The following is a 12,052-nucleotide window of genomic DNA, read 5'->3' as shown; positions in this document are numbered from 1 at the left end:
ACCGCGGGCGAACGGCCGGAGGGAGGCGGCGGCGGATGGCTGTGCTGCGGCTGAGCCCCCTGGCCCTCTCCCGGTCCCGCTTCGCGCTGTCGCCGCTCGCTGAAACGCTCGGCACGGCGATCGCGCTGGCCCGGCCCCGGCCCGCCCCCTGGCTCGCGACCTGGCACGCCCGCCAACTCCCGGCCTTCACCGGTGCGTTGGCCGCCAACCCGTTCGCGGCCGGCCTGGTGGGGCTGGTCGGTACGACGACCTGGCTGCCCCGCTGCGTGGCGATCCCGCCGCCGGACGGCCTGCGCACCACCCTCGTCGACGAACTCGCCGCCGTGCGCGCCGTCCCCGACGCCGTCTTCCGTGCCGAACTGGAGACGTCGCTGGCCCACCCGCATCCCCGCTACGCCGCCGACCCCCGCCGCCCCCGCGACCTGTCCTTCCTCACCGGACAGGGCTGGGGCGCGCGCACCGCCGCTGTGCTGCACGCCCTGTGGGCGGCACACATCGCCCCGGAGTGGCCCCGCCGCCGCGCTCTCCTGGAGCGCGACATCGCCCACCGGGCCGGCCTGCTCGCCACCCGCGGCTGGCCTGGCGCGCTGGACCAGATGAGCCGACACAGCACCTGGGAGGGGCCGGACGCCATCCGCTTCGGGCGCCGCCCCGGGCCCGACCGCGTCATCAGCGACAGCGGGATGCTCTTCGTGCCGGTGAGCCTGGCCACCGGCACCTGGCTGTGCGAGGGCCCGCCCGGCCACTACGCCCAGGTCTATCCGGCGCGCGGCGCCGCCACCGCGCACACCGCCCCGGCGGCCGCCACCACCGGCCCCGGCCGCGCCCTGGAACGTCTCCTGGGCACCGGCCGCGCCACTCTCCTGCACAGCCTGCGGCAGCCCGCCACCAGCACCGAACTCGCCGCCCGGCTCCAGCAGTCCCTGGGCACCGTCGGTGGCCACCTGGCGGTGCTGCGGGACGCCGGGCTGATCGTCGGGACGCGGGTCGGCCGGCGGGTGGTCTACCGGCGCACCGAGCGCGGCGAGCTGCTGGCGGGCGACGGCGACGAGGGCGGTGACGGTGACGAGGGCGGCAACGGGGGTCCGCCCGGGAGTGGGCACCGGGCCGGGGCGCCACGTGGCCGAGATGCGCCCCGGCGCGGAAGACGGGACGAGGGCGGCGGACCCACCCGGTCAGCGTCCCCGACGTGACCCTCGCGCACCGTAGGGACCCGATCGTCCGCGATGCCCCCGACGCGGCACCGGAGACCCAGCGGCTGTCGTTCGACGGGGAGGACTACTGAGCCGGCCCGGCCGGTCGCAGCGCCGCCATCACCAGCACGTCGTGCCAGGCCCCGTCCCAGTACAGGGCCTCGCGCAGCCGGCCCTCCAGGGCGAAGCCGCACCGCTCGTAGGCGCGCCGGGCCCGCTCGTTGTAGGAGTAGACCTCCAGCTGGACGCGGTGCAGGCGCACCCGGTCGAAGGCGTGGTCGAGCAGCAGCCGGATCGCCTCGGGGCCCAGGCCGCGGCCGGTGGCGGCGGGGACCAGGGCGATCCGGAGGGAGCCGTGGGCGTTGTCCCGGTCGATCCGGCTCAGCGCCAGGTCGCCCAGATAGGCACCGCTCTGTCGGTCCTCGATGGCCAGATCCAGCCGGTCGGTGCGGTCGGCGCAGCGGGCCGTCCAGTCGCCGATCTCGGCCCGCGTCCAGTGGTGATGGGTGCCGGTCAGCCGTCTGGTCTCGGGGTCCTGGAAGGTGGCGTGGAAGGCGTCCGCGTGCCGCGGTGCGAGCGGTACCAGCCGGATCCGGTCGCCTTCGAGGACCGGCTTCGCGGCGAGCGCGGTGGCATCGATCATGGAGGGAATGATGTCCGCGCCGTCGCCGGCGCGGCAACGGAATTGAACGGTGGGCGACCGCCGTTGGGAGCCGGTGGCCGACGGGGGCCGTGGCCCTCGGGGCCGGGGAGGGGCGGGCATGGAACTGCAACAGGTGCGCTGTTTCGTCGTGGTCGCGGAGGAAGGGCGGCTCGGACCGGCCACCCTGCGCCTGGGCCTGGTGCGGTCGGCGGTGCAGCAGCGGATCCGCCGGCTGGAACACGAGCTGCGGACCGAGCTGTTCGACCCCGGGACGCCGCAGCCGCGGCTGACCGCCGCGGGTGAGCGGTTCCTCCCGGAGGCCCGGGCGCTGCTCGCCGCCGAGGAGCGCGCCCGTGCCGTGGTCGCGCCCCGCTCGGCCGCGGCGTCCCTCCCGGTGGCCGCCGTCCCGGCCGGCACCCTGCGGCTGGGCACCAGCCGGGGCCTGGCCGGGCGCCTGGACGGGGTGCTGGCCGTGCTCGCGAGGACCGCCCCGCGGCTCACCGTCGGGCCGGTCCTCGTACCGGCCCGGGAGCGGCCGACCCTGGTCGCCTCCGGCGCCCTGGACGCCGCGTTCGTGCGCGGCCCGGCCCCCGGCCCCGCCCTGGGCGGGCTGCGCCTGGTGCCGCTCTGGCAGGATCCCCTGGTCGCGGCCGTCCCGGCCCGGCACCCGCTGGCCGCCCAGCCGGGCGCCCTCAGCCTCGGCGAACTCGCCGGCGTCCCCCTGGCGCTGACCGACCGTCGGCACAATCCGCCGCTGGTCGACCTGGTCGTCACCGTCTGCCACGGCGCCGGCTTCACCCCTGCGCCGGGCCCCCGGTACGACTCGCTGGACGCCACCCTCGCCGCGATCGGCGCCTGCACCACGCTCGCGGGGATGTGGACCGTCGTCTACGACGCGCACGCCCGCCGGCTGCCCGCGCCCGGCGTCGCGTACCTGCCGTTCCGCAACCCGGGCATGGAGTTGACCACCTCCCTCGCGGTGCGCCGCGCCGGCCCGCCCGACGGCGTCGACCTGCTGCTGCGGGCCTGCGCGGCGGCGGGGGAGAGCGGCGCCCCGGCCATCTGCCGCTGACCCGCCCGCCCCGCCGACCCGGACCCCGCTTCCCCCCAACAGGGGGTGGTGGGAGCTCCGTCCCTGCTTACACGATGGCTTGCGACGGGGCGGCGACCAGGACGACGGCCGACACTGCCAGACTCCACCCCACCTCGCGGACGTGTTTGTTCCGGGTACTTCGAGCACAGGAGAGACAGCATGCGGACACCGATGACGATCGCGGACTTCCTGGACCGGGCCGAGTTGGGGTTCCGGACGAGCCCGGGCGTGGTCGACGAGCCGCGGCAACCCGCCCCGCCGGTGCCCGAGTCGACCTACGGCCGGTTCGCCGAACGCATCCGCGCCTGGCAGGCCGGCCTGGACGCGCTGGGCGTCGGCGAGGGCGAGCGGGTGGCGGTCGTCAGCCACAACTCCGCACGCCTGCTGGAGCTGCTGTTCGCGGTGCCGATGAGCGGCCGGATCTGCGTCCCGGTCAACTTCCGCCTCAGGCCCGAAGAGGTCGACTACCTGGTCGAGCAGAGCGGCTCCTCGGTCCTCCTCGTCGATCCGGAACTCGACGAGGCCCTCTCCGGCGTCAAGGCACGCCACCGTTTCGTCCTCGGCGAGCAGACCGAGACCGGCCTGATGCGGTTCGGCGTCGAACCGCGCCCGTGGTCCCGCCCGGACGAGGACGCCACCGCGACCATCAACTACACCTCGGGCACCACCGCCCGCCCCAAGGGCGTGCAGCTGACCCACCGCAACATCTGGGTCAACGGCATGACCTTCGGCCTGCACACCCGCGTCTGGGAGCGCGACGTCTACCTGCACACGCTCCCGATGTTCCACTGCAACGGCTGGGGCATGCCCTACGTCATGGCCGGACTGGGCGTGAAGCAGGTGGCCCTGCGCAAGGTCGAAGGCGCGGAGATCCTGCGGCGGGTGGAGGAGCACGGCGTCACCCTCATGTGCGGCGCCCCCGCCGTGTGGAACATGGTGCTGGACGCCGCGGCGACCTGGGAGGGCGAGATCCCGGGCCGCGACCGGGTGCGGATCGTCTGCGCCGGCGCCCCGCCGCCGACCAGGACCATCCAGCGCGTGGAGGAGGAACTGGGCTGGGAGTTCACCCAGCTCTACGGCCTCACCGAGACCTCACCGCTGCTCACCTTCAACCGCACCCGCCCCGCCGACGTGGGCCTGCCGGCCGAGGAGCGGGCCCGCAGGCTCTCCCGCGCCGGGGTGCCCGCGCTCGGCGTCCGGCTGAAGGTCTCGGAGGCCGGCGAGGTCCTGGCCCGCTCGAACACGGTGCTCCAGGGGTACTGGGAGAAGCCCGAGGAGACGGCGGAGGCGCTGGAGGACGGCTGGTTCCACACCGGCGACGGCGGCACCCTCGACGAGCACGACGGCCATCTGACGATCTCCGACCGCAAGAAGGACGTGATCATCACCGGCGGCGAGAACGTCTCCTCGATCGAGGTGGAGGACACCATCTTCGGCCACCCGGCCGTCGCCGAGGTCGCCGTCATCGGTGTCCCCGACGAGAAGTGGGGCGAGACGATCAAGGCGCTCGTCGTACTCGCCGAGGGCGCGACGGCGCAGGAGTCCGACATCATCGCCCACTGCAAGCGGCACCTGGCCGGCTACAAGGCACCGACCTCCGTCGAGTTCCGCGACGCCATTCCCCGCACGGCCACCGGCAAGATCCAGAAGTTCAAGCTCCGGCAGCCGTACTGGTCCGAGCTGGAGCGCGGGGTCAACTGACCGGCGCCTGCCGGAGGTTGGCAGGACGTAGGGTCTGTCCGGTGGGTCGGGGTCGGGGTTGGGGTCGGACAGGCCCTAGCGCGGGGCGGCGAGGTCCTGGGTCCACCAGGGGCCGCCGGAGCCGTGCACGATGCCGATGCCGACCGCGGTGAACCGGCAGTCGAGCAGGTTGTCGCGGTGCGGGGCGTCGCCCATCCAGTCGCCCACCGCCGCGGCGGCGCTCCGCGGGCCGCGGTCGAGGTTCTCGCCCCAGCTGCTCCACTCGTAGCCGGCGGCGGTGATCCGCGCGTCGGGGCCGACGCCCTCCGGCGAGGTGTGGTCGTAGTAGCCGCGGGCCGCCATGTCGGCGGAGTGCCGCTGGGCCGCGAGGTGCAGTCTGCGGTCGATGCGGAGCGGACCGCAACCGGCCTGCGCACGGCTGCGGTTGATCAGCGCGGTGGCCTGTTCCTCCAGGTCGGGCGGGGTGGCCGTGGGGGAGGGCGGCGCGCTGCTCGGGGTGGCCGTGGGGGTGGGTGTCGGAGTCGGCGTGGGTGTCGGGGTCGGCGTCGCGGTGGGCATCGGGGCGGGCGCGGCCACGGTCCGTTCCGCCGTGGGCCCGGTCGTGGGTGCGGCGGGGCGCGCGTCCCGCGCCGGGCCGGGCCGCCACCACAGGGCGAGGACCACGGCCGCGGCGAGCGCCGCGGTGCCCGCGACGGCCGCCGCCTTGGCGGCCCGGCGCGGGCGGGGCGCTCGCCGCGGCGCGGGATGTGCGCGGTGGCCCGGCGCCGCGGCGCCTGGTCCAAAGGTCGGCGCGGCGCCCGGCGCGGCGGTGCCGGCGGAGGTGCCGGCCGAGGCCGCGGAGGCCGCGGAGCCCGCCGAGGCGGTGGGCGCGGACAGGACGCCGTGCGGGGTGAGGTGCGCCGGCAGCGGCAGCATGGCGAGCCCGGCCAGCAGCCCTTCGGCGGGCAGCAGGTCGTTCCAGTGCGCGGAGCAGATCGCGCAGTGGCGCGCATGGCGGGCTATGCGTTTGCGCCACAGCGGCGCCGGGTTGGCGTCCCAGGTGGCGGTCAGCCGGTCGAGTTCGGGGCACGGCGGCTTGCCCGCCAGGGCGCGGACGACGACCCGCCCGGTCTCCAACTGCTCCTTCATCCGCTGCACCCGGACCGCGGCGTGCCGGGTCCCGCAGCCGAGTGCGGTGGCGAGTTCGGGTCGGCTGAGCTCGCCGGCGGCCTCCAGCCACCACAGCGACAGCAGCGCGCGGTCCCCTTCGTCCAGCCAGCGGGTGGCCTCGGCCACCTCGCGACGCTGGCCGGACAGCCCCAGCCGCAGGATCGTCACGTCCACGAAGTCGGCGGAGCGGTCGGGCCGTTCCACCGTCTGGTCCAGGCCGACGACGGGGGCCCGGTGGGCGACGGTCCAGCGGCGCCGCACCTGGTTCATGGCGATCGCCACCAGCCAGGACCGGAAGGACGCCGGCTCCCGCAGATCCGCCAACGACTCCAGGACCCGCACCATGGTCTCCTGGACCACGTCGTCGACGTCCGCATGGCCGTCCAGCGCGCGGCCGACGACGTTGTAGATCAGCGGCAGATACGCGGAGACGAGCTGCTCTCGGGCAGCGTCGTCACCCGCCCTGGCCGCCTCGACGGTCGCCGTACCGTTTTCCCACTTCACGCCTGTTCGGTCCTGTTCGTCCGTGTGCACCTTCATGGCCCCCGTGCTCAGGTGACCCGTCCGGCGCCTGGGGATAACAGAAAAACCTACGTGGCGCGGGAACGCCGTCGTGGCGCGGGCCCCGGCGGGCCCCGGCGGGCCCCGGCGGGCCCCGGCGGCCCCTCCGAAACCCCCGTGGGAACTCTCCGAAAAAATCCGCGGCATTTTCCGTTGTCCGGGTCCGGGCCGGTGGTCTCCCGTACGGAACGCCCCTCAGGCGCACCGCACACACCCCCGTCCCCCACAGGTCACCGGCACGGGCCGCAGGTCACGGACCAACCGTCACGGACCACACCGGCCCCGCGACCGGACCGGAAACGGAACCATGAACCACGACGACACGCACCGCCCCGCCTCGCACCACGACGCACCGCACCACGCCGCGCCGGCCGCCCCCGGTCACCCGGCGGACGCGCCCACGGCCCCCCGGCGGCACGCCGCGCCCCGACCGGGCCGCCGGACCGGGGCGGGCGGCGGCAACCACCGTGCCGACGCACGTCCGCGTCCCGGCGCGCGGACGACGCTGCTGGTGGTCGCGGCCGTCATCGCCGTGAGCGGCAGCTGCCTGCTGCTGATACGCCCCGGCTCCGGAGCCGACCAGGCACTCGCGGCCGACTCGTCCGCCGCGGTCCACCCCGCCGTGGACGGATCCGTCCCGCAGACCTTGAGCAGCGCCTCGCACTCGCCCCGCCGCCACCGGCCGTCGCCCACCCCCTCGGCCACCGAACGGCCCGCCGAGCAGCACCCGACGCCGCGGACGTCCGTCTCCCCGAGCCCTTCGCACTCCGCCGGCGGGACCACGTCGCACGCGCCCCGGGCCGGCGCCGGCACCGGCCGCACCCCGGCCGTGGCGCGGGCCGCGACCGGCACCGCGGCGGAGTACGCCCAGAAGGTCCTCGACCTGGTCAACGCCCAGCGCTCACAGCACGGTTGCGGTCCCCTCGCCATCGACCCGCACATCCAGGCCGCGGCCCAGGCGCACTCCGACGACATGGCCGCCCGGAACTACTACGCCCACGACACCCCGGAGGGCGTCGACCCGGGCACCCGCCTGACCAACGCGGGATTCCGCTGGCAGAGCTGGGGCGAGAACATCTTCAAGAGCCCCAACGACCCGGCCACGGCGGTGGACGGCTGGATGAACAGCCCCGGACACCGCGCCAACATCCTCAACTGCTCCTACACGTCCACCGGAGTGGGGGTCAACCTCAGCTCCAACGGCCCTTGGTGGACCCAGGACTTCGCCACCCGCGGCTGAACCACCGGGGGCGGCCGCGCGGATACCCGTGACGACCGGTCGCCCCCCCCGCTGCGCGGGAGCCGGGCTTGCCCTGGAGCGGACTCCAAGTCATAAGTTCGCGGCATTCAACGCGAAGACTTCCAGGGAGAGTTCATGCGCAACCGGGCTCTGGGCGGAACGGGCATCGAGGTCAGTCCCTACTGCCTCGGCACCATGATGTTCGGTTTCGTCGGCAATGCCGACCACGACGAGCGCGTCCGGATCATCCATACCGCGCTGGACGAGGGGATCAACTTCATCGACACCGCCGACATGTACTCGGCCGGAGAGTCGGAGACGATCGTCGGCAAGGCGCTGAAGGACCGCCGCGACGACGTGGTCCTCGCGACCAAGGTCCACTTCCCCATGGGGGACGGCCCCAACCGGGGTGGCAACTCCCGGCGTTGGATCATCAGAGAGGTGGAGGACAGTCTGCGGCGGCTGGGGACGGACTGGATCGACCTGTACCAGGTGCACCGGCCGGACCACACGACCGACATCGAGGAGACCCTCTCGGCCCTGACCGATCTCGTGCGCCAGGGCAAGATCAGAGCGTTCGGCTGCTCCACGTTCCCCGCGGACGAGATCGTCGAGGCGTACCACGTGGCCGACCGCCGTGGGCTCCAGCGGTTCCGTACCGAGCAGCCGCCGTACTCGCTGCTGGCCCGGGGCGTCGAGAAGCACGTACTGCCGGTGGCACAGCGGCTGGGGATGGGGGTGCTCACCTGGAGCCCGCTGGCCTCGGGATTCCTGACCGGGCGCTACCGCAAGGGCCGGCCGCTCGACCTGAGCAGCGGACGTCCCACTCTGAACCCGGACCGCTTCGATCCGTCGGCGCCGCGCACCAGCGCGAAGCTGGAGGCCGTCGAGCAGCTGGTCGCCGTGGCCGAGGAAATGGGCTGCACGTTGCCGGAGTTGGCCATCGCCTTCCCTCTCGCGCACCCGGCCGTCACATCGGTGATCATCGGCCCGCGCACGAGGGGGCAACTGCGGAACACGCTCAAGGGCACTTCCGTGATGCTGGACGACGCCGTCCTCGACCGGATCGATGCGATCGTGCCGCCCGGGAGCGACGTCTACCCGCCGGACGGCGCCTGGACCCCGCCGTCGCTCACCACGTCGACGCTCCGGCGCCGCCCGGCCGAGGCCAGGCCCGCCGCCTGACGCAGGCCCCGGAGGGTGCACCGGCACGGGGGATCGCCGCCCGGTTCCAGCACTCCGAGGGGCTCGGCATATGCCTAGCGCTTGTGTTGCAGGCCGGACATGCGTCACGTACGGTGACGAAATGGGGGTGGTCCGTGACTTTGAGGAGGTAGGGATGGGTATGCAGAAGGCGAACTCGGGATCCGGCCTTCCGCGATTCGAGGAGGCGGAACCCCTTGGCCCGCAGGATGCGCAATTCGTCCAAGATCTGATCGTGGTGCTGGAAAAGCACGGCAATCTGGAGCGCTTCGGCCTCTGTCTGCTGCACGAGCACTTCCCGTTGGCGCCCGGTGAAATCCTGGTCGAGACAACCGATACGGAAACGCGCACCCTCCATGCCCACGTGGAGGAAGCGAGCCGGACGAGGCACAGCAAGCCCTCTCAGTGGCGCTTTCTCACCGGCGTCGACCACTCGCGCCGCGCCGAGTTCACCGGCGGGCCCTATGAGCTGGTCATGGTGTGTGACCCCTACAGTGGCTGCCCTCCTCGGAAATGACCCCTCCGGGATGGCGGTGGGTTCTGCTCGTCGTCGCAACGCTTGGATGGTGGGCAGCGCAACCGATGCAGGTGCACGCTGCCGGGAGTTGCCCGCCCATCCGACACCCGGAGAAGGTAACGGTAAGTTCCACCCTTTCCTTCAGTCAACGGCACCCGGATCTCGTCGAGGCGCGACAGGTGACGAACCTCGCGGTGCCGAAACAGCAGTGGACGCTCGCGGACGACCTGACGCTCGGTGCGCAAACGGCTGAGTACCGACGCGCTATGCACTGTCTGCTGCACGGGGACAGTCGGACACGAACGAGATTCGACACCTGGAATCCGGAATGGCGGCCCAGCGCCCCCCAGGCAACCAAGCGCGACGACCTGATCGTGGTGCACTACGAGTCATGGAATTTGATCAAAAACCCTGGTTTCTTCGAAGTGGGCCCGTGGGCGGTGCACGTCGTGCCGGGCAAGGACTGGGCTTCCTCCCTCCGTTCGCCGGAACTTTTGAAAGGCGCCTCCTGGAAGGAAGTCGAAGTCGATCCGGGCAGCCTGAAGATCAGCGAGGCGCCACCGGCATCGAAGGTGAACGCGAATGGCGGCAGGGTGTGGATCGCACACGCGCCGGTCATTGCGGCAAACGTGGTGCCGCCAAAGGCCCTTGGCCTGGCGCTGAGTCGTTACGCCGCCTGGTTCGCACCCCTGGGCGTCGTCTCCTGGTGGATCTGCGCCTCGGCCGTGATCGCCGTATCGGCCTGGCCTTTTCTTGATGCCAGAAAGGCCACCGGTAGCCCCGAAAGGGCCGCTGCCAGGGTTCTGGCCACCACCGTCCTGCAATGGGCCGGACTGAGCGCGGCCCTCGGCCTGACGTTGCTGCTCATCCTGCAGCAGTCCCGCAGCCTCAATCCTGTGCGTGCCGCCGTGGGACTCCTTTCGGGTCTCGCCCTCGTCCTTCTCGCGCGCCCGTGGCTGCCGTTCAAGCGGGATTTCGACGGCGGTCGGAGAGTGCTGAAGAGGCGCGCGAGGCTGATCACCGCGGCCGCGACGACGGTGGCCGTGGTCGGCTTGTTGGTCGTCTGGGATCCCCACCTCATCGGCCTCCCGTCGAACCTCATGCCGACGGTTGCGCCGCCGGCTTCCGGAATCGCGGGTCTGGCGCTCTTGGACCTGGCCATTCTGTGGCTGCTGTTCGCCGCGATGGTTGCCTGGTCCTGGCGCTTCGTGCGCGAGGGGCAGTTGGGGGATTTCTCCACCGGCCGTGCACCCGTGCATTCCGTCCGCCGCCTCACGACAACCGGAGCGGCGCTCGCCCTGGCCGCAGCCATGGTGGTGTCCTTCCGCTGGTATTCCTTCCAGCGGAGGTGGCATCGCACCGACTGGCTGGGAGAGGCGAGCACGGTTTTCGGCGCCGGCTACAGAAGCGTGCTGGGGCAGCAGCTCGCGGAATTCGCCTCCGCGGGCGCTCAGTGGGCGTACGCCTACACCTGGGTGCTGGCGGGAGTCGCGCTGGTAGCGCTGCTGCATCTCAGCCACCGCGCCAGTTCCGGAGTGTCCCTGGCACCCCAGCAGTGGGACCTCCTGCTGGTGACCGCCATCTTCGCGATCGTCGTGGCACTCCGCGGTGGGGTCCTGTTCGCCGGAAGCCTGTCGTTGGCATATGGATTGTGGCTGCCGCTGAACATGGTCGTCCTCTACGCCCTGGTGAAGGCGGGGCGTAGGTGGTCGCTGCTGGGCCGGGTGGACAGGAAAGCCGGGGGGAACTGCGTCGCGATGGAGCTGAGCACCGTGTCCGGGCATCGGCGGCTGCTCGACGACGCCCACCGCTGCCGAGCTCTGCTCCGCCAGCTGCGGGTCGCCTACCAAGGCGACGCGGATGACGCCACCCGGCGAAACCTGGAGAAGCAGCTTCGCTCGCTCCATCGCTGGAGGCCCGCCGGGTGCCGCCACGACTGCCTGCCGGACACCGTGTCCGTGGTCGACGTCGCCCTCAGCTGGGGGCCGCACCGGCATTGGTGGCACAACGCCCTCCACGCCGCACGCTGGGCCGTCGTCTTCGGGATCCTCCCCAGTGCGGTCACCGACTGGTACGGGAATGCCGCTGGTACCGAGCATTGGAGATTCACCCTCAACTCGCCCACTGGTATTCCGGACGTGATGGCGAATTTCCTGATGCAGGAGATCTCCTACGCCGGTGCGGGACTGGTCCTGGGGGCATTGTGGCGCGTGCTGCCCGGCGAGCGCGGCCCGCTCCGGGCCTTCAACCTGTTCCTCGCCTGGCTCGTGCCCATCGGGGTGGTCGCCGCGCTCAGCCTCAGCATCGGCAGTCGGGAAGTGGGCTGGCAAGTGCTGAGCGTCGTCCTGATGCTCATGGTGTTGACACTGACGAGCATGTGGATGGACGCCGACACGTTCAGCGGTGAGCGGCGGTACTGGACGAAGCGGCTCGACCTGCTGACGTCGATCTACCAAGTGCACGGCCTCTCCCGGCAGATCGCCTTCCTGGCCGCACAGCTGGTGACGGCGGTGACGATCTGGCGCACGGTCGTCACCAGCTCGAAGTGATCCGCATCCGCCGACGGACGACGCTCGGGCCACGGCCGAACTCGCCTTCGTGAGGCGTAAAGGTAGGCGATGCGCGGACCCGCGGGGCACGCTGGACGCCATGCTGAGCACGGCGCGTTCCGGATGTCCCTGGGGTGGCTCGGCCCCTCCGGCGGGCAAGCTGGACCGTGTCGACCTGCCGAAGACCGTCTCCGGCACGATCC

The 12,052-nt window shown here is 72.5% G+C and carries 9 protein-coding genes; 7 read left to right on the top strand and 2 right to left on the bottom strand.

What is annotated here, in order from left to right:
- Positions 1–35 precede the first annotated feature (35 nt).
- A complete protein-coding gene (locus SNOUR_RS10615; protein ID WP_067345989.1) occupies positions 36–1,193 on the top strand; it encodes a helix-turn-helix domain-containing protein in 1,158 nt (385 codons plus the stop codon).
- 85 nt (positions 1,194–1,278) lie between these two features.
- Here SNOUR_RS10615 and SNOUR_RS10610 read toward each other — a convergent pair whose 3' ends face one another.
- Positions 1,279–1,836, bottom strand: a complete 558-nt coding sequence (locus tag SNOUR_RS10610; protein WP_067345987.1) for a GNAT family N-acetyltransferase — start codon at positions 1,834–1,836, stop codon at positions 1,279–1,281.
- Positions 1,837–1,954: 118 nt separating this feature from the next.
- On the opposite strand from SNOUR_RS10610, the gene SNOUR_RS10605 reads away from it, so the two are divergent.
- Complete coding sequence (locus SNOUR_RS10605; RefSeq protein WP_067345986.1) at positions 1,955–2,908, top strand: LysR family transcriptional regulator; 954 nt, start codon at positions 1,955–1,957, stop codon at positions 2,906–2,908.
- 180 nt (positions 2,909–3,088) lie between these two features.
- The gene (locus SNOUR_RS10600; protein ID WP_067345984.1) at positions 3,089–4,630 is read left to right on the top strand and encodes an AMP-binding protein; all 1,542 of its coding nucleotides are present in this window, start codon (positions 3,089–3,091) and stop codon (positions 4,628–4,630) included.
- A 75-nt stretch (positions 4,631–4,705) separates the two neighbouring features.
- Here SNOUR_RS10600 and SNOUR_RS10595 read toward each other — a convergent pair whose 3' ends face one another.
- Positions 4,706–6,319, bottom strand: coding sequence for a sigma-70 family RNA polymerase sigma factor (locus SNOUR_RS10595; RefSeq protein WP_067345983.1), 1,614 nt, complete (start codon positions 6,317–6,319; stop codon positions 4,706–4,708).
- A gap of 328 nt (positions 6,320–6,647) precedes the next feature.
- Here SNOUR_RS10595 and SNOUR_RS48275 point away from each other — a divergent pair, with 328 nt between their 5' ends.
- The 4 genes from SNOUR_RS48275 to SNOUR_RS10575 all read left to right on the top strand — a co-directional run bounded on the left by SNOUR_RS48275 (position 6,648) and on the right by SNOUR_RS10575 (position 11,849).
- Positions 6,648–7,580: a CAP domain-containing protein gene (locus SNOUR_RS48275; protein ID WP_312632455.1), complete on the top strand. Its 933-nt coding sequence runs from the start codon at positions 6,648–6,650 to the stop codon at positions 7,578–7,580.
- 135 nt (positions 7,581–7,715) lie between these two features.
- Positions 7,716–8,765, top strand: a complete 1,050-nt coding sequence (locus tag SNOUR_RS10585; RefSeq protein ID WP_067345981.1) for an aldo/keto reductase — start codon at positions 7,716–7,718, stop codon at positions 8,763–8,765.
- Positions 8,766–8,919: 154 nt separating this feature from the next.
- Positions 8,920–9,300 (top strand): hypothetical protein, encoded by a 381-nt coding sequence (locus tag SNOUR_RS10580; protein WP_099055812.1) that lies wholly within the window; start codon positions 8,920–8,922, stop codon positions 9,298–9,300.
- On the top strand, positions 9,297–11,849 hold the full coding sequence (locus SNOUR_RS10575; protein WP_312632454.1) for a DUF6185 family protein: 2,553 nt from the start codon (positions 9,297–9,299) through the stop codon (positions 11,847–11,849). The genes SNOUR_RS10580 and SNOUR_RS10575 overlap by 4 nt, the downstream gene beginning before the upstream one ends.
- Positions 11,850–12,052 lie beyond the last annotated feature (203 nt).

Source organism: Streptomyces noursei ATCC 11455 (genome assembly GCF_001704275.1).
In the GTDB taxonomy this organism is placed as follows: domain Bacteria; phylum Actinomycetota; class Actinomycetes; order Streptomycetales; family Streptomycetaceae; genus Streptomyces; species Streptomyces noursei.
The sequence above is the reverse complement of the archived record's forward strand: the minus strand, read 5'-3'. Positions and strand labels throughout refer to the sequence as shown.